Here is a 24220-nt window from a genome sequence, read left to right on the forward strand (position 1 = left end):
TCGAAAATTAGATGGCTTCACGCAGATGGAAGGATTTCGGCCGGGTCAGGTTGTCATAGCCCAGCGCCGACAGGGCAGCGCCCTTGCCGGTGTCCTTGACGCCGGTCCAGACCAGCGCGGGATCGAGATAGTCGCAGCGGTTCATGAACACCGTGCCGGTCTCGACGCGGTCGCCGATCGCCACCGCATGCTCGGTGTCGCGCGTCCAGATCGAGGCCGTCAGCCCGTAGGGGCTGTCGTTCATCAAAGCGATCGCCTCCTCATCGTTGCGCACCTTCATGATGCCGACGATCGGGCCAAAGCTTTCCTCACGCATGACGCTCATCTGATGGTCGACTTGCGTCAACACCTCCGGCGCCAGGTAAGGCGAGCCGGCCTTGTCGTTAGCCACCTTCATGTTGATGTGCGCCTTGGCACCCTTGCGCAGCGCTTCGGCCTTCTGCTCGCGGATCAGGTCGGCAAAGCGCGCCTGCGCCATCGGTCCCATCGTCGCCGCCTGCTCCAGCGGATTGCCGACGACATAATTCCTGGTCTCGGCGATGAAGCCTTCGACGAACTCGTCATAGATTTTTTCGTGCACATAGACGCGTTCGATGCCGCAGCAGCACTGGCCGGAATTGAAGAAGGCGCCGTCGACCAGATTGGCCACGGCATGGTCCATCTTGGCGTCGGGCAGCACATAGGCCGGATCCTTGCCACCGAGTTCGAGCCCAAGCGTCATGAAGGTGCCTGCCGCCGCCTTTTCGATAACACGGCCGCCAGCGACCGAGCCGGTGAAATTGACATGGTCGATCTTGCCGGAACCCAGCAGTTTTTCCGTCTGTGCATGGTTGAGCACGACATTCTGGAAAACGCCCTTTGGCAGGCCGGCCTTGTCGAAAGCCTGTTGGAAGCGCTCGCCGACCAGCAACGTCTGCGCGGCATGTTTCAGGATGACGGCGTTGCCGGCCATCAGCGCCGGCACGATGGTGTTGACCGCTGTCAGATAGGGATAGTTCCATGGCGCGATCACCATGACCACCCCAAGCGGATCCTTCTTCACATAGCGCCGGAAGCCGTCCTTCGGGTTGGAGGCCGGCACGGACTTGAGCGCCGCTTCCGCGATCTCGACCATATAGTTGGTACGCTCCTTGACGCCGCCGAACTCGCCGCCATAACGAACGGGACGCCCCATCTGCCAGGCGATCTCCGGCACGATCTCGTCGGTCATCGCGACCAGTGCTTCCAGCATCGCCAGCATGTACTTGCCGCGCTCGACGATCGGCGACTGCGCCCACTTCTCCTGCACCGCCTTGGCACGCTCGACCGCGGCGTTGATCGCCTGGTCGGTAGCGACCGGCCGCTCCGCATAGATCGAGCCGTCGATGGGGGATTTGAGTTTTACGGTTTCCAAAAGGTGCTCCATTTAGCAGGCTAATGTACGCAGATGGCCATTGCGGCTGTAGCGAAGGATGGGCTCGTCTCGCGTCACAAGAACCATGTCCAAGGCCCTTGCAGTGGCAATCAGTATTCGATCCATAGGATCGCCATGGGGCGAACCCGGCAAGTTGGAGGACGCGATCAGAATAGCCGGCGAAATCGCGCTGAGTTTTGCGGACATGCGCTCAATGAATCGCTCTACGAAATCGAGCGGCGCTATGGGCAAGTTGAGCCGGCCCTTAGCCACACCGATGCCGATCTCCCATGCTGACATCGGCGAGAGATAGAGGCGGCCATCATAGGCCGCGTCGGAAATCTTCTGACTTGCCTGAGGGTCGATTTTGCTGTCGTTTGCAATGAAGATCATCGCGCACGTGTCCAGCAGCAGGCTCGGCTCTTCACTCATTTGCGCATCACGTGTTTACCATGCTGCGCCTGAGTTTCACCGCCCAGATAACCCCGATCCCAAGGCTCATCATCGAACGGTTTGGTGACATCAAACCCGGCCTCGATAGCTATCAAGCCCTTCATGAAACCAAATCCAGGGTGACGGTGCGTACGCACAGCGGGTGCGGCGTCACCGGTCGGCATCTTGCGAACGCGGCGAAAGACAAGCTTGCCAGTGCCTACGTTGACGGATTCGGTCTCGAATCCGGCCTCGAGCCACTCCCTGGTCATGGGATTGTTGCTCGGATTGTTGCTCCACCACGCGGGGTATCGCTTCGATGCCGGCAACGGCAGACTAAGCACGCTCTCGATCTCATCGAACGACATAGGCACACGGTCGGCATTCTGGGCGACCAGAAATTCCTTCAGCGGCGCATATTTGGACATTGCGAACTCCCCAACAATTGCAGCTTGCAGCCTTCATATGAGCTACATTAACTACATTGTCAACAATAAAGCTGCATAAAGCTTTAATATCGCTCGAACCCTCTGTGCAGTTCCCAATCCGTGATACGCCGATCGTATTCGAACTGCTCCCACTTCGCTGTGTGGACATAGTGCTCGAGCACATCCTCGCCGAGCGCCTGTTTCAGCATCTTCGATTTCGCCAGCGTCTCGGTCGCGTCGCGCAGCGTCTTTGGAATTTCCGGCAAACGAGAAGCCTGATAGGCGTCGCCGACGAAAGGCTTCTGCAATTCCAGCTTCTCGTCGATACCGGCGAGGCCGGCCGCGATCAGCGCCGCGAAGGCGAGATAGGGATTGAGGTCGGCGCCGCCGATGCGGCATTCCATGCGGATGCCCTTGGTGCCCTCGCCGCACAGGCGGAAGCCGGCGGTGCGGTTGTCTTCGCTCCACATGATCTTGGTCGGCGCGAAAGTGCCGGCCTGGAAGCGCTTGTAGGAATTGATGTAGGGCGCCAGGAACCAGGTGAATTCCTTGGCGTATTTCAGCTGCCCGGCCGCCCATTGCTGGCCGAGCGTCGACAAGGTCCAGTCGGCTTGTCTGTCGAAGAACAGCGGCGTCTTGCCGTCCGCGCTCCACAGCGAATTGTGGATGTGGCTCGAATTGCCGGCGAGACCGTAATTATACTTGGACATGAAGGAAATCGCCTTGCCTTCGGACTCGGCAATCTCCTTGGCGCCGTTCTTCAGGATGACGTGGCGGTCGGCCATGTCGAGCGCCTCGGCGTAGCGCACATTGATCTCTTCCTGGCCCGGACCCCACTCGCCCTTGGAATTCTCGATCGGAATACCGGCGGCTTCCATCTCGTTGCGAAGCCGGCGCATGACGCCTTCTTCCTTGGTGGTGATGCCGATCTGGTAGTCGCCAATATAGGGCGAGGCTGTATCGAGCCCTTGCCAATGCTTCTTGCGGGCGGAATCGTAGGTTTCGTTAAACAGATAGAATTCGAGCTCGGAAGCGAAATAGCCGATATAGCCGCGCTCGCTCAGCCGCTTGACCTGCTTCTTCAGGATGGCGCGCGGCGAATGCGGCAGGTCGTCATGGGTGTGGTGGTCGAGCACGTCGCAAATGACGAGCGCCGTCTTTTCCAGCCAGGGAATGCGCCGCAGCGTCGCCAGGTCCGGCTTCATGACGAAGTCGCCATAGCCCTTCGACCAGCTTGCCGCCTTGTAGCCCGGCACCGGCTCCATATCGATGTCGGCCGCCAGCAGGTAATTGCAGCCATGCGTCTCGTCATGCGCGGAATCGACGAAGTATTGCGCCAGGAACCGCTTTCCCGCCAACCGGCCCTGCATGTCGACAATGCATGCCAGCACCGTGTCGATCTCGCCGCTGGAGACCGCTTTCTTCAACTGATCGAACGAGAAACTTCCGGCCATTCCTTTGGCACTCCAGTGCTTGGCGTTTCGGGCTTGTCATATTGAACGAGAACAAAAAACCGTGGCGAGCGAACCCGCCACGGCTTGATTGGTTGTTTAGGCGGATTCGCCGACGGCCTTTTCGGCCGCTGCGATGATCGCCCTGCGCTTGGCGATTGCCGTCTCGCCGATGGGCGGCCCCTGGAAGCGGCGGTTCTCGACGGCAAACCACAAAACGACAAGCAGAACGATCAATCCGATCGCATAGTTGATCAAGATGTCGAAGGGCGGTTGGATGCCGGCATACATCAACACCAGAACACCAAGCACGGTGATGACGGCGAACGGCTTTGACCAGATGCCGAGCCGGAATGGCCCGAACTCGGTCCAGCTCTTTCCTTCCGCAAGAAGTCCGGCCGCGATCGGCATGGCGTAGGAGACGTAGAGGAAGAGTGCGCAGCCGGCTGCCAGCGCCGCGAAAGCCGGCGAATAGAGCGTGGCGGCGATCGACAGAACGACGCCGAGCCAGATGGCCGGGACGGGCGTGCGCCAGGTCGGCGAAACCTGCTTCCATAAAGAAGACCCCGGCAGACCTCCGTCACGCGAAAAGGCAAAGATCATGCGCGAGGTCGAAGTGAGCCCTGCTAGCGCGCACAGATAGTTCGACAGCACGATGGCGATGCCGAGCAGAGCCTTGAGCCAGGTTGGCGCCGGCAGATTGTTGAACAGGTTGAACCAGGCATTGCCGCCGTCCTTGGCGGTCGCCACGAGATCGGGGCTGGCAAGGACAAAGGAGACCGCCATGACGAAACCGAAGACGAGAGACCAGAGGACCGCGTGGATCATGCCTCTGGGCACAGCGACGCGGGCATTGTGCGTTTCCTCGGCGGTATGCGCGGAGGCGTCAAAGCCGGTGATCGTGTAAAGCGGGTAGAGAAGGCCAATCAGGAAGGCCACGAGTGCGGTGCGGGCCGTCGGAACATAGCCACCACCGAGATCGCCGGTCGTGTTGACGAAAGTCGTCAGCCGCGCGAGGTCGAAGCCATGCGCGCCCCAGATCAGGAAGGTCAGCGTCAGCACGACCGCGACAACGAGGATGAGGTAGCCGGAAAAATCGGTCAACATCGTCGTCGTCTTGATGCCGAGATGATTGAACAGACCTTGGGTAACTGTAATCAAGACGACTGCCGCCGTCTGTTGCCAGAAGCCCCAGGCCGATGTGTCCCAGCCGAAGATCGGGCCAGCAACGAGCCCCTGAAACAGCAGGTAGACGCCGACATTCACCGAAGCGACGACGAAGATCAGGCCGAGCAAGTTGATCCAGGCCGTGGCCCAGCCCCAGCCGCGTCCGCCCAGGATCGAGGACCAGTGATAGAGGCCGCCGGCTGTCGGATAGGCCGATCCAATCTGGCCGAGAGAAGCCGCGACCACGAGCGCAAAGACGCCGCCGATGACCCAGCCGATGGTCGCCTCGAAACCGCTGCCGGTGGCCATGGCCAGCGGGAAAGACGTAATGCCGCCCGCCAGAATGCAGATGATCGAGAAGGAAATGGCGAAGTTGGAGAAGCCGCTCATGCGGCGCGCTAGTTCCTGGGCGTAGCCCATACTGTGGAGGATTTTTGTGTCCTCCGACTTGTCAGAGTGATCAGGTGTTGTCATGTCAGAGTTCCCCTGTTGGTTCTTAGCTGGCCGATTGAACTGACTTTCCGACTGCGCTTCGTCGAGAGCCCTTGGCCTCCTCTGGCTCCAGATCCGAAAAAATGCCCGTGAGCATATCCGCCCATTTCCGCTGCCCGGTTTCGCCGGAGATTTCATCGTTGCGGATTTCGATCATCGCGCAGGGTAGCCCGCGCGAGCGCGCATGCCGTTCCAGCGTGAAATAGACGCGGTCGGCCGGCGAATAGGGTTCGTTGATGCCGACGGTGATGCCTGAGAGCCGTTGCAGCGCCGATATCAGCGGCGACGCCAGCCGGCGATCTTCGTCATGGATGATGCCGATATGCCAGGGCCGATTGCGGCCCTTGTAGACCGGCGTGAAGGAATGAACGGAAACCAGGCGGGTCTCCTGGCCGCGCGCCAACCGGTCCTCGACGATGCGCTCGATGGCGCCATGGAACGGTTGCCATGACAGGGCGACCCGCGCCGCGCGCTGTTTTTCCGACAGGCCGGTATTGCCCGGTATGGCAGTGGTTTCGCTGACCGGCGGCACCAGGTCCGGCGCGTCGAGCGGCCGGTTGCAGTCGATGACGAGACGCGAAATGCGGGTTTCGACCAGCGTCGCATCAAGCGCCTGCGCCATCCGCAACGCAACCGGCAGTGCGCCGGGATCCCAAGCGATGTGACGCGACAGGTCGTCGGCGGCGAGGCCGAGCGTGCCGAATTCAGCCGGCAGGAAATTGGAAGCGTGATCGCAGGTCAGCACGAAGGGGCTCGATCCGCCGGGGTTCGTCACCCCCACGGTAGCAGACGATGCAAGGCTGGCGGGCCGCGCTGTCTCCATAGTCCTGCCGTCCCCTGGGAGCGCTGTATCGTATGTTACGTATTTTGTTTCATTGCGTCCCGGTGGATGATTTCATACAGTTTGTTTGGCTTTGTCAAATGCGATCTGGGGAAAAGACGATCGGCGGGCCAAGGGTGGGGAAAAGATGATTTCCAACATTGCCGAATTGATTGCCGACCGTATCGGCGCGATGCCCGCCGGCGAACGGCGCGCAGCGCAGACGCTGATCGCGAGCTATCCGATGATCGGCCTCAAGACAGTCGCCGAATTCTCATCCGCGGCCGGCGTTTCCTCGCCGACGATCCTGCGTTTCGTCGCCCGGCTGGGCTTCCAGAATTACCCCGAGTTCCAGTCGAGCCTGCAGGATGAACTGGCGGCGCAATTGCAATCGCCGGCGATACGAACGCTCAACCCGCCCTCGCCTATTGGCGGCACGGTGTCGCCCATGCTGGAAGCAACGCTCGACAATATGCGCGAGACCTTCAGGCACCTGTCCGACAAGCAGCTTGCCGACATTGCCACCAGGCTGGCCGAGCGGCGTGGCAAGACATTCCTGATCGGCGGCCGCTTTACCGACCCCCTGGCGCGCTACATGGCCGCCCATCTCGCCGTCATCCAGCCCGATGTCTTTCACCTCGCCGGCCAGGAGAGCATGTGGCGTGACCGGCTGATCGACATGGGCAAGCGCGACGTGCTGGTGATCTTCGACATCAGGCGCTACCAGGACAGCCTCGTCCGCTTCGCCGAGAAGGCGCATCAGCGCGGCGTTCAGATCGTACTGTTCACCGACCAGTGGCTGTCGCCGATCGCCCGCTTTGCTCGCCATGTCATCGCCGGACGAACCGCCGTGCCTTCCGCATGGGATTCCTCAGCGGCACTTTTCGTCGTCGCCGAAACGCTGATCGGCGCCGTCACCAGGCAACTCGAGGCCGACGGCGCCCGGCGCATCCGCGAGATGGAAGGCCTGCGATAGGCAGAATCCTCCGGATCATTGCATCGGCTTCGCGGCCGTCTCGGTTTCACGTTACCGAGATTTAATGTGCACGATTGCGTGATAATTGCCATAAACCGCTGATATCGGGGTGTGGCGTGGCCGGATTTTTGCCGCCCGCCCGCATCGTCACTGTGCCGTTCCTTCGGGAATGGCCGACGATTTCTGAAACCGGAGTGTCGATGCGGACCTGGAAGCAAATTGTCGTTGCGCTTGTGATCGTGGTCGCCGCCGCGGCCGCCTGGGCACGCTTCTATCCAGGCGCGCCGGAAGTGCTGGCGCGCTGGGGGATGGATTGGGCGTACGCGGCAACGCCTCCCGCCAGAAGCGGTGCGGACGGCGCGAAACAGGCTGGCAATCGCAATGGAGTCCGGCAGGTCAACGTCGTCGCCTTGCCTGCCGGTACGGCCACCATAAACGACCGCCTGCAGGCGATCGGCACCGGCCGTGCCAACGCCTCGGTGACCGTCAATCCCTACAGTTCCGGCCGTCTTGCCGAGTTGCTGGTCGAATCCGGCACTCATGTCGACAAGGGACAGATCATCGCAACGCTCGATTCCGAGACGGAGATCATCGCACAGGACCGCGCCAAGCTTGCCTTGCAGGATGCTCAGTCCAAGCTCGACCGCGTCAAGTCGCTGCGTGCCTCCAACGCGGCGACACCGGTCGCGGTCGCCGATGCCGAAGTGGTTCTGGCCGGCGCCAAGCTGGCGCTTCAGGATGCCGAGCTTGCACTGCAGCGCCGCTCGATCCTGGCGCCGATCACCGGCACGGTCGGCATCCTGCCGATCTCGGCCGGCAATTACGTCACCAACCAGTCGGCGATCGCCACGCTTGACGACCGGTCCTCTATCCTGGTCGATTTCCAGGTACCCGAGCGCTTCGCCGCCGCCGTCAAGGTCGGCGCGCAATTGACGGCGACGCCGATCGCCAATCCGAGCAACGCATACACCGGCACGGTTTCGGCGATCGACAATCATATCGACGAAAAGAGCCGCACACTTCTGGTCAAGGCCACCATCGCCAATCCGGCCGATTCGCTGCGCGCCGGCATGTCGTTCTCCATCACCATGAAATTCCCCGGCGAGACCTATCCGGCCGTCAGCCCGCTGGCGATCCTCTGGGGTTCGGACGGCGCCTATGTCTGGCAGGTCGAGGACGGCAAGGCCAGGCGCGTGCCGGTGCGCATCATCCAGCGCAACACCGAGACCGTATTGATCGACGCGGAGATCGACAGCGGCGACATGGTGGTCACCGAAGGCACCCAAAGTGTCAGCGAAGGCGGCGAGGTTCGCATCGCGGGCCAGGAGCAGCGCGCCGCCAACGCCGCGGAAGGCTCATGACCGGCTCCGTCAACGCCGCCAGCGATACCGGCTTCACCGCACTGTTCATCCGCAGGCCGGTCATGGCGTTCGTGCTGAACACTCTTATTGCCGTTGCCGGCCTCGCTGCCTTCTACGGTGTCGAGATCCGCGAATTGCCCGACGTCGACCGCGCCGTCGTCACGGTCTCCACGACCTTCGAAGGCGCGGCCGCCGAAACCGTCGACCGCGAACTGACCGACACGATCGAGGGCGCCGTCGCCCGCGTCTCCGGCGTCAAGTCGATCTCGTCTTCCTCCTCCTTCGGCTCGAGCCGCGTCACCATCGAGTTCAACGACGGTGTCGATCTCAATGTCGCCGCCTCGGATGTGCGTGATGCCGTCGGCCGGGTCGCCAACCAGATGCCCGATACCGCCGATCCGCCGCGCATCGTCAAGGCCGATGCCAATTCCGACGCGGTGATGCGGCTGGCGGTGACTTCGGACACCATGTCGATCCAGGACATGACGGTGGTGGTCCAGGACCAGATCGAGGACGAACTGGCCGCCGTGCCCGGCGTCGCCGACGTCCAGGTCTATGGCGACCGCGACAAGATCTTTCGCATCGATGTCGACCAGAACAAGCTCGCCAGTCTCGGCTTCACGGTCGCCGACCTCCGGGCGGCGCTTGCCTCCGTCGCCTTCGATTCCCCGGCCGGGTCGATCACAACGACCAACCAGGACCTGATCGTCCGCACCACGGCCGACGTGACGACGCCCGAGGAATTCGAAAACATCATCATCGGCGGCACGACGCGCATCCGCGATGTCGCGACCGTCACGCTCGGCCCCGATGTTGGCCAGACGACGCTGCGTTCGGACGGCAAGACCGGAATCGGCCTCGGTATTATCCGCCAGGCGGAATCGAACACGCTGGACATTTCGACGGGCGTCCAGGTCGCCGTCGCCAAGCTGCAGGAGAACCTGCCCAAGGGCATGTCGATCAAGATCACCAGCGACGACGCTGTCTTCGTCAAGGGTGCGGTGCACGAGGTCGAGATCGCGCTTGGCCTGTCGGTCACCATGGTGCTGATCGTCATCTACATCTTCCTGCTCGACTGGCGCGCCACGCTCATCCCCGGCCTGTCGATGCCGGTCGCCATGATCGGCACCATCGCCGCCATCTATCTAGCCGGCTTCTCGGTCAACATCCTGACGCTGCTCGCTTTGGTGCTGGCCACCGGCCTTGTGGTCGACGACGCCATCGTCGTCTTGGAAAACATCGTGCGACGGCGCAATGAAGGCATGGGGCCGCGTGCGGCGGCCGTGCTCGGCGCGCAGGAAGTGTTCTTCGCCGTCGTCGCCACGACACTGACGCTTGTCGCCGTCTTCGTGCCGATCTCGTTCCTGCCCGGCCAGACCGGCGGCCTGTTCCGCGAATTCGGTTTCGTGCTTGCGATGTCGGTGCTTCTGTCCTGCGTGGTCGCGCTGACGCTTTGCCCGATGCTTGCCTCGCGCATGCTGACCAGCGCGCCGTTTCACCACGAAGGCGGCCAAGGCATCGGCGCTCGCATCGGCGGCGTCCTGAATGCCGGCTACAAGCGCGCGCTGCACGCTTGCCTCGACGCGCCCTGGATCGTGGTTCTGGTCGCGGTGCTGTTTGCCGGCGTCGCCTTCGCGCTGTTCGGCACCATCCGCCAGGAACTGACGCCGACCGAGGACCGCGCCGCCGTGCTGTTGCGCATCAACGCCCCGCAAGGCGTCAGTCTCGACTACACGACGCAGCAGATGCAGAAGATCGAGCGGCTGATCCAGCCGATGCGCGATTCCGGCGAGATCCGCTCGACCTTCGAAAACGCCGGCCAGAACGGTTCCTACAATTCGGGCTTCATGGTGATGACGCTGGCGCCGTGGGACGAGCGCAGCCGCAGCCAGCAGGAGATCATGGCCGAGATCAGTCAGTTGACCAGGCAGGTGCCCAGCGTGCGGATCTTCCCGGTCCAACCCAACAGTCTCGGCATCCGCGGCGCCGGCAACGGCCTGCAATTCGCTCTGGTTGGCAACGACCGAAAGGCGCTTGGCGATGCAGCGGTCAAGATCATCGCCGAGATGCAGAAGGATGAGCGCTTTCAGACGCCGCGCCTGTCGATCGACCCGACGCAGCCGCAACTGGCCGTAGCGATAGATCGTGAGCGCGCCTCCGATCTCGGCATCGACATCACGGGGCTCGCCAACACCATGCAAGCCATGCTCGACGGCAACGACGTCGTCGATGTCTACATCGCCGACCGCAGCTACGGGGTGAAACTGGTCTCGACCACCAATCCGATCAACGATCCGACCGATCTGGAAAATGTGTTCCTCAAGACGGCGGATGGCCGCTTCGTGCCGATGTCGACCATCGCCACCCTGACCGAGCGCGCCGTACCACCGTCGCTGTCGCGCGAACAGCAGCAGCCTTCGGTGGCGATCACCTCGAACCTCTCTGGCAATTTCGCGCTTGGCGATGCGCTGACACGCGCCGAGCAGATCGCCATGCCGCTCCTGCCGCCTGGAAGCCGCATCCTGCCTCTGGCCGAGGCTGCGACTTTGGGTGAAACCAACAGCGCCATGGTCACCATCTTCGGCTTCGCCCTGGTCATCATCCTCCTGGTGCTGGCCGCCCAGTTCGAGAGTTTCGTCAGCGCCGTCATCATCATGGCGACGGTGCCGCTCGGCCTTGCCTGCGCCATTTTCGCGCTGCTGCTTTCAGGCACCAGCCTCAACGCCTACAGCCAGATCGGCCTGGTGCTTCTGGTCGGCGTCATGGCCAAGAACGGCATCCTGATCGTCGAATTCGCCAACCAGCTGCGAGATCGGGGCCTGGGCGTGCGCGAAGCGATCGAGCAGGCTTCCACCATCCGCCTGCGGCCGGTGATGATGACGATGATCTGCACCATACTTGGCGGTGTGCCGCTCGTGCTGGCCGCCGGCGCTGGCGCCGAGGCACGCGTGGCGCTCGGCTGGGTCATTGTCGGCGGGCTTGGCCTGGCCACCATCTCGACACTGTTCCTGACCCCGGTCGCTTATCTCCTGCTTGGCCGCTTCGTCACACCGAAGACCCATGAGGAAGCACGGCTGAAGCGCGAACTCGAGGAAGCCGCCTACACCAACGTGGAACCGGCGGAATAGAGATACCTATTTCAGCAGCCGGCCCTCGATCGACCAACGCGCGGCAAGGAAGTTCAGCACGGCCGCCACGATGACCCCGCCGATCTTTGCCGGCCACACACCGCCGATGCCGGCGAAGAGTGCGATCGACAGGCTGGACACGCCGAGCGAAATCAACGCCCCAGCCGAGACGAAGCGCAGGAAGGCATCATGCAGCCGAATGGCGTGATTGCGTTCGAACGACCAGAAGCCATTCGCCACGAAAGAGAAGACGACGGCAATCGACCACGAGATGACATTGGCGGACAGCGGCGGGGCGTGCAGCTTGAGCAGCAGGAAAAAACCGGCAAGGTCGATGGCCGTATTTGCCAGTCCGACCAGCGCAAAACGGACGATCTTGCTGCCGGTCGAACGCCGTTGCTGAACGCCATTCATTCCCTGCCGTCCAAGATCTCGACACCGGCTCGGGCCAGGCTCACGCCGAACGCATCCGAAGCCAGAACGCCGAATTCCACTTCGCGCACGCCTTGCATCGGGTCACGCGCGCACAGCGTTTGGTCGACATGGCCGGGGTGGCACATGAACAGCCCACGGTCCGACAGCGCTTCGACGGCAGCCTCCAGCAAGGGGGCGAACTTTTCGGGTTGCCGCCAGTCATAGATGCCGGCGAGCGGCTTCAAAACGGCAAAGCCGGCACGCTGCATCGATTGGTTGAAGCCGGCGGCCACGGCAGCGATTGCCGCGATTTTCGGTGCGGCGGCGGCATCGCTCAGCGCCGGAGCGCCTCGCAGCACCGGCCTGCCGGCAGTGTCGGGAAAACGTGTCCGCAGCCAGCCGCGCACGACAGGCAGGAAATGCACGTGCTGATGACCGTCGATGAAGTCGGGCTTGCGGCCCAGCGCCTCGACGAAACGGCTATATTGCGCGTCGAGTTCGGCATGGACGTCGCGCTCGTCGACCCGCCCGCGCAGGACCGGCAGGGCCAGCGAACGAAGCGGCGGCAACCGACCCTCGGGCGCCAGGCTCGATTTGCCTGTGACCGCTGGCTGGTCCGTAAGGGTCAGGTGCAGCCCGATCGCCGCGCGGCCGCGCAGCGGCTTTATGCGCGCCGCCGCCTCGGCCCATTCCGGAAAACCGGTCATGCAGCTGGTGCCGGTCAGGCGTCCGCGGTCGAGCAGGTCGAGAATGCCGGCGCAAACCCCTGGTGCCAGCCCGTAGTCGTCGGCGATCAGGCGAATGCGCCGCGTCATCCGCGGGACGCGCCCGGCGGCTTGTCGGGGGCGGTCTCGCTGAGCACCACATCGCGCACCAGATAGACCGGCCGGTCCTTGCTCTCCGACAGCGTGACCCAGACATATTCGCCGATCAGGCCGAGCAAGGTGAGGTTGAGGCCGCCGAGCAGCACGACGGCGACCATCAGGCTGGGGTAACCAGGCACGGCAACGCCGTAGAACATCACCTCGAAGAACACTTTGGCGCCGTAAACGACGCCCGCCAGCGCCGCCAGCATCCCGCTCAAGCTGATGATGCGCAGCGGGATGACGGAAAACGATGTAAATCCTTCCAGTGAAAAGGCGATCAGGTTGAGCCGGCTCCATTTCGACGTGCCGATGGGGCGGTTTTCCGGCGAATAGGGTATGGCTTTCTGACGGAAACCGGCCCAGGCGAACAGGCCCTTGTTGAAGCGCCGCTTGTCGCGCAGGCTGGTCAGCGCACGCACCACGGGACCGCGCATGACGCGAAAATCACCGGCGTTCTCCGGAATGTCAAAACGCTGGCTGCTGTTGATCAGGCTGTAGAAAAGTCGCGCCAGCTGGCTGCGCCGCCAGCTGGCCTCGCGGCGGTCGTTCTGCGCGTACACGACGTCGATATCGGGGCTTTCCACCAGCTCGGCGATCATCTTCAAGCTGATATCCATGGAATGCTGCAGATCCGAATCCATGATCAGCACCATGTCGCCCCGCGACTGGTCGAGGCCGGCGAGCACCGCGACCTCCTTGCCAAAATTGCGGCTGAGGCGAACGATCTCCCACGATCCCGACAGGGCTTGCGAAAATCGCCTGGCGCCATCGTCGAGGCTGCCGTCGTCGACCAGGATCTTGTGGACGGCCATGCCGAAACGGCTTGATACCGCTTCCTCGAGCCTGTCGAGCAGGGCGGCAAAGGCCGGCGCCGATTGCGCCTCGTTGAAGAAGGGCGCCACGATGTCGAGTTTTTGACGCGGATCAGCCATGTGCAACGGGTCCGACGCTCACGATCTTTTCGCGCGCCTTGGCCCAGAACCACCAGATCAGCGAACAGGCGATGAAGGTGACCGCGATCGGCCGGAACCAAGGGTAGAAGAAATCATGCATGTGGCGCTCGACGCTGGTCAAACCTGTGAGGAACAATACCGTCGACAGCACCGAGGCCAGGACGCCGCCACGCTCCTCCCGCCACAGTGTGGCGATAGCGAGGCCGGCGGGCACGGCGATCATGGCATAGGTATTTGGCTCGACACGCGGATTGAAGACGCACATGTAGAAGGCAGCCGCCAGGAAGATCGCCAGTGCGGCTATTCCAGGCTGGAGCTTGCGGTCGAACCAGAGGACGGTCGACAGCGTAAGCAATGCCCCGACGATGCGCACGATCGTGGCGGCGAACTCAGGCATGGGCAGCCCGGCCGAGGTGAAAGGCGCCGTGAAGTCGGTAGGGACAAAGTGGCCGGACTTGTCGACGGCCATGGAGGTCAACATGCGGGCGAAGTCACCGTACTGCTGGTTGAGGTAGCCGGCAGGCGCGAACGCGTACGGTATGGCCAGTACCAACAGCACTGCCAGCACGAGCACGGGTATCAGCCGCAGGCGCAGGGCTCCCACCAGCAAAAGCATGATGATCGCGGTCGGTTTGGCGATGATGGCGACCGAAGCCCAGAAGAAGGTTTCGGCGCGCCGCCCTTCGAGCGCCGACAGGGTCAGAAGCCAGCAGGCCGCGGTCAAAAGGATCGTCGCCTGGCCGTTGCGGATGGCACCCAGCGCCATCGGCAGGGCAAGGAAGAGGCCGAAGGAAAGCAGCCATGGCAATTCCTCACCGCCGATTTTGCGCACTTGCCGCATCGCCGCGAAGGTGAGCGCTGCGAAGCCCACCGCATGCCACACCACGCCGCCCAGATACGGTCCGAGCTTCAGCACCGGTAGGTAAAGCGCGGCGAAGGCTGGCGCATACAGGTACCCCATCTCGGATTGAAGATTGTACAGCGGCCGCCCGGTCAGGAATGCTTCGCTGCCATATCCGTAGGCTTGCGTCACCGTGCGCGTGCCGGGCGACCATAGCACCAGGCCGAGAACGATCAGGAATGCCCCGATCCACATGCCCAGCCCCAAACGATCGAAAACCGGCTTGGAAATCGTCATCAATTCACCCCGCACGCCATGGGGGAAGGCGCCTCAGCCTTGGCGCCGTCCCCGGCATTCGATGGCGGCGACATATCACGGACAAAGCGACGAGGCATAGGGGTCGAAAGACGCGGCGATCAATTTCGGGGATCGCCAAGGATGGCCGACCGAACTGGGAAAAGGTCCAGAAAGCCTGCGATCGCCCTTCCCGGGCCGCATAAGACGGCATCAGGGCCGAATGAACACCTTGCCGTTGGGCTTGGCCAGCTCCGCCGGCATTCGCGCCATTGCCTCGGCCAGCGGAATGACCGCCGTCACGTCGGTCGACCAGCGTCCGTCCGAAAAACGCTTCTGTGCCTCGAGGACCGCCGGACCTCGCCGATCCCTGGATTGCCGCATCCACTCGCTAAGCCAAAAGCCTTCGATGTGCTTGTGCTGGAAGATCAGCTGGCCGGGCTCGCGGATGATCGTTGCCTCGGGATCGAGCCGGCCGTAGATGATCCAGCGAGCCCTTTTTGGCATCGCGTTGAAGATGGCAGATGCCAGCGGCCCGGTGACTGCATCGAGGAAGATGCGCGGCTGTTCGGCCTTCATCACCTCGCGCAGCGTGGCCTCGAAATCAGGCACCTTCTCGTTGAGGACATGCGCCGCGCCAAGTTGTTTCAGCAACGCGATCTGCTCGTCACGGCGCACCGTGACAACAGGCCGAAACCCTTCCTCCCTCGCCAGCCCGATGATCAGCTTGCAGAGCTGGCTCGCACCGGCGGTCATGACGAAGGCCTTTTCGCCTTCCTGCTTGACGATGTCGAACATGGCGATCGCGGTCAGCGGATTGACGATCATCGCAGCGCCATCCTCGTCTCGAACCGTATCGAGAAGCGGAATGCAGGCCGCCGCCTCGGCGACGGCATATTCAGCCCACGAGCCCCAATTGCTCAGACCAGTGGCGAAAGCGACGCGCTTGCCGACAAGGCTCTTGGGATAGGGCTCCTCGCTGCTCGCGACGACCGTGCCGACACCCTCGAAGCCGGCCGGACGGCCCATAACGCGCGGCTGGCCGTACTGGCCCTTGATGAAGGCGACATCCGAGGGATTGATCGAAGCGAGGCTGACCTTGATCAGCACTTGGCCAGGTCCGGGCGCAGGCACGCCGATGCTTCCCGGCTCGAGATACGGCTCCATCGCCTCGAGCGCACTGCCGCTCGGCGTACTCGTATAGCCGTCACCGACCAAGAGCAGCGCCTTCATTTCGGAGGGGATCGTCATTGACGGTATTCCTTGTTTGTCGGCGGCAACGCGGCCGGGCAGCGCTCAGACCTTTTCCTGCGTGTATTTCTTCAGCTCCATGCGCGCCACCTGCCGCCGATGCACTGCATCCGGCCCGTCGGCGAGGCGCAGCGTCCTGAGATGCGTCCACGAGCGGGCGAGAGGCGTATCCTGGCTGATGCCTTGCGCGCCGAACATCTGCACCGCCTCGTCGGTGACCTTGAGCGCCACACGCGGCGCGATGACCTTGATCTGGCTGATCCAGGGGGCCGCGGCCCGCGCGTCGCCCTGATCGATCATCCATGCCGCCTTGAGGCAGAGCAGCCGGGCCATCTCGATCTCCATGCGGCATTCGGCGATGATGTCGAGATTGGCGCCGAGTTTCGCCAGCTTCTGGCCGAAGGCCTCGCGGCGTAGGGAACGCCGGCACAGCATCTCCAGCGCCATCTCGGCCTGGCCGATGGCGCGCATGCAGTGATGGATGCGGCCGGGGCCGAGCCGGCCTTGCGCGATTTCGAAGCCCCTGCCCTCGCCGAGGATCAGGTTCGACGTCGATATCCGCACATTGTCGAAGCGAAGATGCATGTGGCCATGCGGCGCGTCATCGTCGCCATAGACCTGCATCGCCCGGACCTTGGTCACGCCCTTCGCGCCCGAGGGAACCAGGATCATCGAATGGCGGCGGTGCTGTGGCTCTTCATCGCCGGCGGTCCGCACCATGACGATGTAAATGGCGCAGCGCGGGTCACCGGCACCCGACGCCCACCATTTCTCGCCGTTGAGCAGATAGTCGCCGCCCTGTCGCTCGCAGCGCATGGAAATGTTGGTGGCGTCGGAGGAGGCGACGTCCGGCTCCGTCATGAGATAGGCCGAGCGGATCTTTCCGTCCAGCAGCGGCTCGAGCCATTCCCGCTTGTGCTCGGCCGAGCCGTAGCGTTCCAGAACCTCCATGTTGCCGGTGTCGGGTGCCGAGCAGTTGAAGGTTTCGGCGCCCAGATGCGCCTTGCCCATCTCCTCGGCCAAATAGGCGTATTCGACGGTGGACAGGCCGTAGCCGCGTTCCGAGCCGGTCAGCCAGAAGTTCCACAGGCCGCGCTCCCGTGCGGTCTTCTTCAAACCTTCAAGGATCTCCCCCTGGCGCTTGCTGTAGACCCAACGGTCGCCGGCCTTGCCGACCTCGCTCAGGAATTCCTTGTCGAGCGGCATGATCTCGTCGCGCACCATGGCCGCGACGCGGGCGTGGATCGGCTTCAACCGCTCGGTCATGCCGAGATTCATCTCCGTCATCGGTCGCTAACCCTTCATGCAGGCCGGGCATTTTGTCAGTGGCAAGGATGACCGTACTTCGGATAGCCTTGTCAACGCGAACTGTTTGCCCGCAGGCCGTGCGGAGGATTGTGATGAGCTATCTGGACGAGCTGTTTTCGGTCACCGGCAAGACCGCGCTGGTGACGGGAGCCGCGACCGGCATCGGCCGCATGGCGGCGACCGCGCTGATCAAGGCCGGCGCCAGCGTGATGATCGCCTCGCGCAAGGGCGAGGACTGCATCAAGGTGGCCAGTGAGTTGAACGGGCTTGGCGCTTCGGGCCAAGCGGAAGGCTTTGCCGGCGACGTCTCCAGCGAGGCCGGCATTGCCGCCTTGGTCGGCGAGGTCAAGGCGCGCACCGGCAAACTCGATATCCTCATCAACAATGCCGGCGTGTCCTGGGGTGCGCCGCTGGAGAGCTTCCCTTATTCGGCATGGGCCAAGGTGTTCGGCGTCAATGTCACCGCGGTTTTCCATCTGACGCGCGAATTGCTGCCGCTGCTCGATGCCGCCGCCAGCGACGAAGATCCTGCCCGCGTGATCAATCTGGGCTCGGTGATGGGAACGCAGCCGCTGGCCGACGACGCCTATTCCTACACCGCCTCCAAGGCGGCCGTTCATCACCTGACACGCACGCTGGCGCTCGAATTCGCCGGCCGCCGCATCACCGTCAACGCCTTTGCCCCCGGTCCCTTCCAGAGCCGTATGACCGCATTTGCCACCGGCACGGACGAGCAGGCCAGGCATGTCGGCGGCCATGTCCCGATCGGCCGCATCGGCACACCGGATGACATTGCCGGCGCAACGCTCTATTTGTGCAGCCGTGCAGGCAGCTATGTCACCGGCGCCATCCTTCCGATCGACGGCGGGCAGTCGGTGCAGCATGGGTTGACCTTGTTCAAGGAATGACATTTTCCGGCCGCAGAAGCCGGAGGTGAACTGGAGGACATGAGCGTGGAACCAATCAGTCTCGATGTGCTTCTGGCCAGTGTCGGCAAGGAGGTCGGCGTTTCGCCCTGGCGGGTGGTCACGCAACGCATGATCGACCAGTTCGCCGACGCCACCGACGACCACCAGTTCATCCACTGCGATCCGGAGCGGGCCAAGCGCGAAACGCCGTTCGGCGGCACCATCGCGCATGGTTTCCTGTCGCTGTCGCTGCTGTCGGCGATGACGTTCGAGACCATGCCGCCACTGGAAAACGGCAAGATGGGCGTCAATCACGGTTTCGATTCGCTGCGCTTTCTCGCCCCGGTGAAGACCGGCGCGCGCATCCGCACCCGTTTCGTGCTGGCCGACGTCAAGGTCAGGCCGTCGGGCTGGGTGCAGACGGCGCACGACGTGACCATCGAGATCGAAGGCTCCAAAAAACCGGCGCTCACCGCCCGTTGGCTGACGCTGACCTTGCTTGAACGCCAGCCCGAGACAGCATGAACGACGCCAACGCGCTCGACCAGGCGACGCTCGCGCCTTACCTCGACGCGCATATCCCGGGTTTTTCCGGACTCGCGGCCATCGAAAAATTCAAATCCGGCCAATCCAACCCGACCTATCTCCTGACGGCGGCAAGCGGCCGTTACGTGCTGCGCGCCAAGCCGCCAGGCCAACTCCTGAAATCGGCTCACCAGGTAGACCGCGAATTCCGTGTGATGAAGGCGCTTTCCGGCACCGCCGTACCAGTGCCCGAAATGCTGCACCTGTCGACCGAGGATTCGCCCATCGGCCGCATGTTTTACGTCATGGATTTCCTCGACGGCCGCATCTTCTGGGATCCGGCACTGCCGGAGGCGTACGGCAACGAGGAACGCGCCGCGATCTACGACGCCATGAACGCCACGCTCGCCGCCCTGCACGATGTCGATGTCGAGGCCGTGGGTCTTGGCGATTTCGGACGCCCCGGCAATTACTTCGAGCGGCAGCTGGCACGCTGGACCGGCCAGTACCGTGCTTCCGAAACCGGTATCATTGCCGACATGGACCGGCTGATCGCCTGGCTGGAAACCCACCTGCCGGTCGATGACGGCCTGATATCGCTGGTGCATGGCGACTATCGGCTGGACAATCTGATCTTTGCGCCGGACCAGCCGAGGGTACTGGCGGTGCTCGATTGGGAATTGTCGACATCGGGCCACCCCTTCGCCGACATCGCCTATCAATGCATGCAATGGCGCCTGCCGCATGCCTCCGGCTTTCGCGGCCTTGGCGGCATCGATCGCCCGGCCCTCGGCCTGCCCTTGGAAGAAGACTATGTCGCTGCCTATTGCCGGCGGCGCGGCCTCGCCGGCATCGGCAACTGGACGTTCTTCCTCGCCTTCTCCTTCTTCCGCCTGGCGGCAATCTGCCAGGGTGTCTACAAGCGGGCGCTGGACGGCAATGCTTCCAATCCGGAAAAAGCCAGGACCTATGGCGAGGCGGTGAAGCTGCTGTCGCACCTCGCCGCCGAGCTGATCGACAAGGAAGACTAAGCAATGGGCCGCTTTGATGGAACCACGGTGCTGATCACGGGCGCGGCCGGCGGCCTCGGCCGTGGCGCCGCCAAGGGCTTTGCCGCCGAAGGCGCCCGGCTGGTTCTCTCGGACCTGGATGAAACGGCCCTGATGAGTTTCGCCGAGACGCTCGATACCGAGACCGCGATGCTGGCAGGCAACATTGCCGAGGAGGCACTGTCGGAAGCGCTGGTGGCGCTGGCGTTGGAAAAATTTGGCCGCCTGGATGTCGCCGTCAACAATGCCGGCATCGTTCAGAGTTTCGTGCGCCTGCCGCAGGTTCCATCGGACGAAGCCCGCCGGGTGCTCGAGATCGACCTGCTCGGCGTCTTCTACGCCATGAAGCACCAGATCCCGCAAGTGGAGCGGCAGTTCAAGGCGACCGGCAAGGGCGGCGCCATCGTCAACATTGCCTCGGCCGCCGGCCTTTCGGGCGCGCCGAAGCTTTCGGTCTATGCAGCCGCCAAGCATGGCGTGATCGGCCTGACCCGGTCGGCGGCGGTCGAATATGCCAGCAAGGGTCTGCGCATCAATGCCATCTGCCCCGCCCACACCAGAACGGGCATGATAGACGGTTTCGTGAGCGTCTCCGGCATTCCGGAGGCAGAGGCGTTGGCCGAGCTGACCCGTGGCATACCGATGAAGCGCGTGGCGGAAGTCGACGAGATCACCACGGCCATCCTGTTTGCCGCCGACCCGGCCAATTCCTTCATGACCGGCCATGCGCTGGCCATCGATGGCGGTGTTGGCGCGATCTGACGCCTGCCGCGTGGGAACCCGCGGCGCCCTTGTCCGTTTCCGTACAGCGTATATAATTCAGCCAGGCACCAACCAGACAAGGGCAACGGACTTGCCGCTGAGCGTCCAGAAACGCCGCGAGAAACAAAAGGCCGAACTGCGCTCGGAGCTTGTCGCGGCCGCGCACAAGCTCGTCCAGGAAGAAGGCTATGAAGGCTTGACCATCCGCAAGCTGGCCAAGCGGGTCGGCTATGCGCCGATGTCGGTCTATTCCTACTTCGCCGACAAGCAGGACATCCTGTTCGCCCTGGCCGAGGACGCGTTCGAAACGCTCGCCCGGCGCATTGAGGAGCACCCGTCCGACGATCCGATCGAGGCCTTGCAGGCGGTCATGACCGAATATGCCGCCTTCGGGCTCGGCAACCCCAACGAATACCGCACCGTCTTCATGACCGAAAAGACCAAGCTGCCGGAAGGCAGGAGCTACGAGGACATGGAGGAAAGCAACCCCGCAATGAAGGCGCTGATCAGCAGGGTCGAGGCCTGTGTCGCCGCCGGCAAATTGCATGGCGATCCACGCGCCATCGCCACCATACTGTGGGCCGTCGGCCATGGCACGATCTCGCTTTTGATCACCTTCCCCTTCTACCCGTTCGGCGACCCGCAGGCTTTCGTGAAGCGAATGTGCGACTTCACCCTTGCCACGCTCAGCACGCAAGATGTGCCGCCATTGACCGAGACACCGGTCAACTGCTGAGCGCTATATCCTTTGTTCTCCCAGATTCCGCACCGCCCCTCCAAGCCTTCCGCAGCGACTTTCTTGGTTAACAAAAAACTACCGTACGCGTACGATTTTCTCTTGAACTTCGCGATCGACGGACGTATTTGTACGGAATAACGTACATGTACGAAAAAAATTCACCCGCCGAAACCGGAGACAGGCCATGAAAAAGACACTCCTCACCCTCGCCGCCGTGCTGGCACTTTCGGGCTCGGCCTTTGCCGCCAACGGCACCCACGCGGTCAAGCACGTTCCCGCCGCGACCTGCGTCGACACCAAGACCAATATGAAGCTCGATTGCGCTTCGACCGGTTCGGTCGACAAGAAGGCCTCCACGGAAGCCACGACCGACGGCAAGGGTCCCCGGCTCGGCATCACGGTGAACCCGTGGATCATGCCGAGCGCCTACTGAGATTTTTCGAAAGTAGGTTCTGGCCGGCTCAGCCGGCCGGATGGTGATTTCAGCCGATCGAGACCGGCAGTTTGGTCGCTGAACTTTCGAAGGCGGCGTCGATCAGCCTTTGCATGTCGGCGGCCCGCCGGAACGACGGATCGCCGTTCTGTCCCGTGTCCAGCGCATCGACAAAGCGCTGGGCGTTGTGCTTGACGCCAGGTGGCGTCAGCGTCCGCCAACGGTGCTGATCGACGTCGTCACCCAGGCAAGCGGACAGTTTCGAAACCTTACCGTCGGTCTCGACCTTGATCGCGCCCTTGGTACCGTGCAGGGCCAGCGACAAATCATTGCCGTGGCCTGTCGTGTAGCGGCTGGCCATGATCGTGGCCAGCGCGCCTGAACCGAGCCGCGCCGTTATCGCCAAGCTGTCATTGACGTCGAGCACATAGTCGCCGATGCGGTCGCCTTCCGCCTTCGGAAAGGTCACAAGATCGGCATGCAGGCTGACGATATCCTCGGCCGCCCCATAGGTCGCGAAGTCGAGGATATGGATGCCGACATCGCCCAAAACACCTGTCGAACCGTGCCGGCCCGACAGGCGCCACAGCCATTTGTCGTCGACCCGCCAATCGCCCAGAACTTGCTGACCAGCCAGCTTTGCCGGTAGCTCGCCTCGACATGGCGCAACTCGCCGATCTCGCCGGCCTGCACCATGCGCCGCGCCTCCTGGATCACCGGAGTGTTGCGATAGGTCAGGTTGACCATGTTGACGAGCCCGGCCGCCTCGGCGGCATCGCTCATCGCAAGCGCATCGGCGTGGTTCGGCGCCAGCGGCTTTTCGCAGAACACATGTTTCCCGGCGGCCAGCAGGGCCAGCGTCGTCGCCTTGTGAACCTGGTCGGGCGTGGCGTTGATGGCGGCATCGAACTCACCCCAAGCGATCGCCGCATCGAGGCTTTCAAAGAACGTGCCTATTTTGTTGGCGGCTGCGAACGCCGCCGCGCGGCCCGGCAGGTGGTCCACGCAAGCGACGATGGCGCAGCCCGGGACCTGACCGAACTCCTCGATATGATGCGCCGCGATCCAACCGGTGCCGAGCAAAAGCAGGCGGTGCATCAGCTCAGTCCCTTGTCACCGTCCGCATGCAGGCGCAGGCCTTTCTGCACGATCTTCTCCTTGGCCTTGTCCGTCGGCACGTTTGGCGCATTGGTGATGCCGGACCAGGCCGGGGCCGGGTTATGCGCCCAATGCACGGCGTTGCGCAGCACCTGCTGAACGCCTTTATTGTGATAGATCGGATAGGTCTCATGGCCCGGCGAGAAGTAGAAGATTTTTCCCGCCCCGCGCTGATAGGTCAGCCCCGATCGGAACACCTCGCCGCCTTCGTACCAGGAGATAAATACCGTCTCCAGCGGCTCCGGCACCGCGAACGGCTCACCATACATTTCCGTCTCGCCGATCTCCAGGCATTCGCCGATGCGTTGCGCGATCGGGTGGCTGCGGTTGATCGCCCAGACACGCTCGCGCTCGCCCGCCTCACGCCATTTCAGCGAACAGGGCGTGCCCATCAGCCGCTTGAAGATCTTCGAGTAGTGGCCGGAATGGAGCACGATCAACCCCATGCCTTCCCAGACCCGCTTCTGCACGCGCTCGACGATCTCGTCCTTGACCTCGCCGTGGGCGGCATGGCCCCACCATAAAAGCACGTCGGTGGCGGCCAGGCGCGTCTCGCTCAGGCCATGCTCGGGTTCCTGCAAGGTGGCGGTGGTCGCTTCGACGCCCTTGTCCTGATTGAGGGCGGCGGCAATGGTGCCATGCATACCCAGCGGATAGAGGTTGCGTACGGCGGCATTGGTCTGTTCGTGGACGTTTTCACCCCAGACAACGGCTCTAACAGGCATTTTTCCTCTCCAAAGCGCTTTGAATACCGCATCCACGGAGGTCTTGGGAAGAGGCCGTCAGCCAAAATTCTGAAATCAGGGTTTGCGGGTCTTGCGGCCGGGGACGGTCTTGGCCTTGCCGGGTTTCGCCGGTGCTCCAGGAATGGACGACCCGGTAATCGACACGGGATCGCTGGCCGGGAACGTGTCCTCGAGGCCTTCCTCAAGTTCCTCTTCGGCGTCGGCCTCGTAATGCCGCTCATGTTCGAGCGAACGGACCGCCGCGGTTTTCGGCGATTTCGGCGCGGACTTCGACGGCATCGGCATCTCTCCCTCGACTGTCGCCGCTCAACGGACGCGGGCGGCA

At 63.0% G+C, this 24220-nt stretch carries 23 protein-coding genes and 1 pseudogene; 9 read left to right on the forward strand and 15 right to left on the reverse strand.

Features of this window, described 5'->3' with window-relative positions; all coding sequences use genetic code 11:
• Positions 1-7 precede the first annotated feature (7 nt).
• From FJ936_RS06955 to FJ936_RS06980, 6 genes are all read right to left on the reverse strand, one after another.
• Positions 8-1405: an aldehyde dehydrogenase family protein gene (locus tag FJ936_RS06955; RefSeq protein WP_140793302.1), complete on the reverse strand. Its 1398-nt coding sequence runs from the start codon at positions 1403-1405 to the stop codon at positions 8-10.
• A complete protein-coding gene (locus FJ936_RS06960) occupies positions 1406-1825 on the reverse strand; it encodes a type II toxin-antitoxin system VapC family toxin (RefSeq protein ID WP_140793300.1) in 420 nt (139 codons plus the stop codon).
• On the reverse strand, positions 1822-2253 hold the full coding sequence (locus tag FJ936_RS06965; RefSeq protein WP_140793298.1) for a hypothetical protein: 432 nt from the start codon (positions 2251-2253) through the stop codon (positions 1822-1824). The genes FJ936_RS06960 and FJ936_RS06965 overlap by 4 nt, the downstream gene beginning before the upstream one ends.
• A gap of 83 nt (positions 2254-2336) precedes the next feature.
• The gene (locus tag FJ936_RS06970; protein ID WP_015315804.1) at positions 2337-3707 is read right to left on the reverse strand and encodes a glutamine synthetase family protein; all 1371 of its coding nucleotides are present in this window, start codon (positions 3705-3707) and stop codon (positions 2337-2339) included.
• A 96-nt stretch (positions 3708-3803) separates the two neighbouring features.
• Complete coding sequence (locus FJ936_RS06975) at positions 3804-5345, reverse strand: amino acid permease (RefSeq protein ID WP_015315803.1); 1542 nt, start codon at positions 5343-5345, stop codon at positions 3804-3806.
• Between the two features lie 22 nt (positions 5346-5367).
• Entirely contained in the window at positions 5368-6186 is an 819-nt protein-coding gene (locus tag FJ936_RS06980; protein ID WP_140721294.1) for an N-formylglutamate amidohydrolase, read from the reverse strand.
• Between the two features lie 145 nt (positions 6187-6331).
• On the opposite strand from FJ936_RS06980, the gene FJ936_RS06985 reads away from it, so the two are divergent.
• The 3 genes from FJ936_RS06985 (at position 6332) to FJ936_RS06995 (ending at position 11648) form a co-directional block, all read left to right on the forward strand.
• Complete coding sequence (locus tag FJ936_RS06985; RefSeq protein WP_140661758.1) at positions 6332-7159, forward strand: MurR/RpiR family transcriptional regulator; 828 nt, start codon at positions 6332-6334, stop codon at positions 7157-7159.
• A 200-nt stretch (positions 7160-7359) separates the two neighbouring features.
• Positions 7360-8520, forward strand: a complete 1161-nt coding sequence (locus FJ936_RS06990) for an efflux RND transporter periplasmic adaptor subunit (RefSeq protein ID WP_140793296.1) — start codon at positions 7360-7362, stop codon at positions 8518-8520.
• Positions 8517-11648, forward strand: coding sequence for an efflux RND transporter permease subunit (locus FJ936_RS06995; protein WP_140793294.1), 3132 nt, complete (start codon positions 8517-8519; stop codon positions 11646-11648). The genes FJ936_RS06990 and FJ936_RS06995 overlap by 4 nt, the downstream gene beginning before the upstream one ends.
• A gap of 6 nt (positions 11649-11654) precedes the next feature.
• On the opposite strand, the gene FJ936_RS07000 is transcribed toward FJ936_RS06995, so the two are convergent.
• The 6 genes from FJ936_RS07000 to FJ936_RS07025 all read right to left on the reverse strand — a co-directional run bounded on the left by FJ936_RS07000 (position 11655) and on the right by FJ936_RS07025 (position 17554).
• Complete coding sequence (locus FJ936_RS07000; protein WP_140793292.1) at positions 11655-12062, reverse strand: GtrA family protein; 408 nt, start codon at positions 12060-12062, stop codon at positions 11655-11657.
• Complete coding sequence (locus FJ936_RS07005) at positions 12059-12877, reverse strand: ChbG/HpnK family deacetylase (protein WP_141906304.1); 819 nt, start codon at positions 12875-12877, stop codon at positions 12059-12061. Before FJ936_RS07005 ends, FJ936_RS07000 begins: the two co-directional genes overlap by 4 nt.
• On the reverse strand, positions 12874-13860 hold the full coding sequence (locus tag FJ936_RS07010) for a glycosyltransferase family 2 protein (RefSeq protein WP_140792652.1): 987 nt from the start codon (positions 13858-13860) through the stop codon (positions 12874-12876). Before FJ936_RS07010 ends, FJ936_RS07005 begins: the two co-directional genes overlap by 4 nt.
• Positions 13853-15019 (reverse strand): glycosyltransferase family 87 protein, encoded by a 1167-nt coding sequence (locus tag FJ936_RS07015; RefSeq protein WP_140792648.1) that lies wholly within the window; start codon positions 15017-15019, stop codon positions 13853-13855. Before FJ936_RS07015 ends, FJ936_RS07010 begins: the two co-directional genes overlap by 8 nt.
• 210 nt (positions 15020-15229) lie before the next feature.
• The gene (locus FJ936_RS07020; protein WP_140792646.1) at positions 15230-16267 is read right to left on the reverse strand and encodes a zinc-binding dehydrogenase; all 1038 of its coding nucleotides are present in this window, start codon (positions 16265-16267) and stop codon (positions 15230-15232) included.
• 45 nt (positions 16268-16312) lie between these two features.
• Positions 16313-17554, reverse strand: coding sequence for an acyl-CoA dehydrogenase family protein (locus FJ936_RS07025; RefSeq protein ID WP_140792644.1), 1242 nt, complete (start codon positions 17552-17554; stop codon positions 16313-16315).
• A 113-nt stretch (positions 17555-17667) separates the two neighbouring features.
• Between FJ936_RS07025 and FJ936_RS07030 the strand changes: the two genes are divergently transcribed.
• From FJ936_RS07030 to FJ936_RS07055, 6 genes are all read left to right on the forward strand, one after another.
• Entirely contained in the window at positions 17668-18483 is an 816-nt protein-coding gene (locus FJ936_RS07030) for an SDR family oxidoreductase (protein WP_140618764.1), read from the forward strand.
• 39 nt (positions 18484-18522) lie between these two features.
• Positions 18523-19008, forward strand: a complete 486-nt coding sequence (locus tag FJ936_RS07035; protein WP_023770549.1) for a MaoC family dehydratase — start codon at positions 18523-18525, stop codon at positions 19006-19008.
• Positions 19005-20039: a phosphotransferase gene (locus FJ936_RS07040; protein WP_140792642.1), complete on the forward strand. Its 1035-nt coding sequence runs from the start codon at positions 19005-19007 to the stop codon at positions 20037-20039. Before FJ936_RS07035 ends, FJ936_RS07040 begins: the two co-directional genes overlap by 4 nt.
• A gap of 3 nt (positions 20040-20042) precedes the next feature.
• Positions 20043-20819, forward strand: coding sequence for an SDR family oxidoreductase (locus tag FJ936_RS07045; protein WP_140792640.1), 777 nt, complete (start codon positions 20043-20045; stop codon positions 20817-20819).
• Positions 20820-20910: 91 nt separating this feature from the next.
• The gene (locus FJ936_RS07050; RefSeq protein ID WP_015315788.1) at positions 20911-21555 is read left to right on the forward strand and encodes a TetR/AcrR family transcriptional regulator; all 645 of its coding nucleotides are present in this window, start codon (positions 20911-20913) and stop codon (positions 21553-21555) included.
• A 187-nt stretch (positions 21556-21742) separates the two neighbouring features.
• Complete coding sequence (locus tag FJ936_RS07055) at positions 21743-21991, forward strand: DUF680 domain-containing protein (protein WP_140792638.1); 249 nt, start codon at positions 21743-21745, stop codon at positions 21989-21991.
• Between the two features lie 49 nt (positions 21992-22040).
• On the opposite strand, the pseudogene FJ936_RS07060 reads toward FJ936_RS07055, so the two are convergent.
• From FJ936_RS07060 to FJ936_RS07070, 3 genes and pseudogenes are all read right to left on the reverse strand, one after another.
• Positions 22041-23089: pseudogene (locus tag FJ936_RS07060) on the reverse strand (Gfo/Idh/MocA family oxidoreductase).
• The gene (locus FJ936_RS07065) at positions 23089-23874 is read right to left on the reverse strand and encodes a ThuA domain-containing protein (RefSeq protein ID WP_141906305.1); all 786 of its coding nucleotides are present in this window, start codon (positions 23872-23874) and stop codon (positions 23089-23091) included. The pseudogene FJ936_RS07060 and the gene FJ936_RS07065 overlap by 1 nt, the downstream one beginning before the upstream one ends.
• Before the next feature lie 75 nt (positions 23875-23949).
• Positions 23950-24174 carry a hypothetical protein gene (locus FJ936_RS07070; protein ID WP_041163323.1) on the reverse strand — a complete coding sequence of 75 codons (225 nt, stop codon included), beginning with the start codon at positions 24172-24174 and terminating at the stop codon, positions 23950-23952.
• Positions 24175-24220: the final 46 nt, after the last annotated feature.

This window comes from Mesorhizobium sp. B2-4-13, assembly GCF_006658535.1.
Lineage (GTDB): Bacteria > Pseudomonadota > Alphaproteobacteria > Rhizobiales > Rhizobiaceae > Mesorhizobium > Mesorhizobium australicum.

Excerpts from the sequence above, each read along its gene's own strand:
- FJ936_RS06955 (WP_140793302.1), bottom strand. The coding sequence starts at position 1,405 with ATGGAGCACCTTTTGGAAACCGTAAAACTCAAATCCCCCATCGACGGC.
- FJ936_RS06960 (WP_140793300.1), bottom strand. The coding sequence starts at position 1,825 with ATGAGTGAAGAGCCGAGCCTGCTGCTGGACACGTGCGCGATGATCTTC.
- FJ936_RS06965 (WP_140793298.1), bottom strand. The coding sequence starts at position 2,253 with ATGTCCAAATATGCGCCGCTGAAGGAATTTCTGGTCGCCCAGAATGCC.
- FJ936_RS06970 (WP_015315804.1), bottom strand. The coding sequence starts at position 3,707 with ATGGCCGGAAGTTTCTCGTTCGATCAGTTGAAGAAAGCGGTCTCCAGC.
- FJ936_RS06975 (WP_015315803.1), bottom strand. The coding sequence starts at position 5,345 with ATGACAACACCTGATCACTCTGACAAGTCGGAGGACACAAAAATCCTC.
- FJ936_RS06980 (WP_140721294.1), bottom strand. The coding sequence starts at position 6,186 with ATGGAGACAGCGCGGCCCGCCAGCCTTGCATCGTCTGCTACCGTGGGG.
- FJ936_RS06985 (WP_140661758.1), top strand. The coding sequence starts at position 6,332 with ATGATTTCCAACATTGCCGAATTGATTGCCGACCGTATCGGCGCGATG.
- FJ936_RS06990 (WP_140793296.1), top strand. The coding sequence starts at position 7,360 with ATGCGGACCTGGAAGCAAATTGTCGTTGCGCTTGTGATCGTGGTCGCC.
- FJ936_RS06995 (WP_140793294.1), top strand. The coding sequence starts at position 8,517 with ATGACCGGCTCCGTCAACGCCGCCAGCGATACCGGCTTCACCGCACTG.
- FJ936_RS07000 (WP_140793292.1), bottom strand. The coding sequence starts at position 12,062 with ATGAATGGCGTTCAGCAACGGCGTTCGACCGGCAGCAAGATCGTCCGT.
- FJ936_RS07005 (WP_141906304.1), bottom strand. The coding sequence starts at position 12,877 with ATGACGCGGCGCATTCGCCTGATCGCCGACGACTACGGGCTGGCACCA.
- FJ936_RS07010 (WP_140792652.1), bottom strand. The coding sequence starts at position 13,860 with ATGGCTGATCCGCGTCAAAAACTCGACATCGTGGCGCCCTTCTTCAAC.
- FJ936_RS07015 (WP_140792648.1), bottom strand. The coding sequence starts at position 15,019 with ATGACGATTTCCAAGCCGGTTTTCGATCGTTTGGGGCTGGGCATGTGG.
- FJ936_RS07020 (WP_140792646.1), bottom strand. The coding sequence starts at position 16,267 with ATGACGATCCCCTCCGAAATGAAGGCGCTGCTCTTGGTCGGTGACGGC.
- FJ936_RS07025 (WP_140792644.1), bottom strand. The coding sequence starts at position 17,554 with ATGACGGAGATGAATCTCGGCATGACCGAGCGGTTGAAGCCGATCCAC.
- FJ936_RS07030 (WP_140618764.1), top strand. The coding sequence starts at position 17,668 with ATGAGCTATCTGGACGAGCTGTTTTCGGTCACCGGCAAGACCGCGCTG.
- FJ936_RS07035 (WP_023770549.1), top strand. The coding sequence starts at position 18,523 with ATGAGCGTGGAACCAATCAGTCTCGATGTGCTTCTGGCCAGTGTCGGC.
- FJ936_RS07040 (WP_140792642.1), top strand. The coding sequence starts at position 19,005 with ATGAACGACGCCAACGCGCTCGACCAGGCGACGCTCGCGCCTTACCTC.
- FJ936_RS07045 (WP_140792640.1), top strand. The coding sequence starts at position 20,043 with ATGGGCCGCTTTGATGGAACCACGGTGCTGATCACGGGCGCGGCCGGC.
- FJ936_RS07055 (WP_140792638.1), top strand. The coding sequence starts at position 21,743 with ATGAAAAAGACACTCCTCACCCTCGCCGCCGTGCTGGCACTTTCGGGC.
- FJ936_RS07065 (WP_141906305.1), bottom strand. The coding sequence starts at position 23,874 with ATGCCTGTTAGAGCCGTTGTCTGGGGTGAAAACGTCCACGAACAGACC.
- FJ936_RS07070 (WP_041163323.1), bottom strand. The coding sequence starts at position 24,174 with ATGCCGTCGAAGTCCGCGCCGAAATCGCCGAAAACCGCGGCGGTCCGT.